The following is a 242-nucleotide window of genomic DNA, read 5'->3' as shown; positions in this document are numbered from 1 at the left end:
TGAAATCCTGTCTGAATATGGGGGGACCATCCTCCAAGGCTAAATACTCATCTTCGACCGATAGTGAACCAGTACCGTGAGGGAAAGGCGAAAAGAACCCCGGGAGGGGAGTGAAATAGAAACTGAAACCTGATGCATACAAACAGTGGGAGCACCCTTGTGGTGTGACTGCGTACCTTTTGTATAATGGGTCAACGAATTACATTCAGTAGCGAGCTTAACCGAATAGGGGAGGCGTAGGG

At 48.8% G+C, this 242-nt stretch carries 1 rRNA gene; it reads left to right on the top strand.

Annotation, left to right across the window (positions count from 1 at the left end):
- A 23S ribosomal RNA gene (locus tag ACTHS4_RS12425) occupies nucleotides 1-242 on the top strand; the annotation flags it as partial.

It is taken from the genome of Neisseria sp. P0014.S009 (genome assembly GCF_051958155.1).
Classification (GTDB): domain Bacteria; phylum Pseudomonadota; class Gammaproteobacteria; order Burkholderiales; family Neisseriaceae; genus Neisseria; species Neisseria flavescens_C.
Note: the sequence above shows the minus strand (reverse complement) of the source record. Positions and strands in the feature narration are given on the sequence as shown.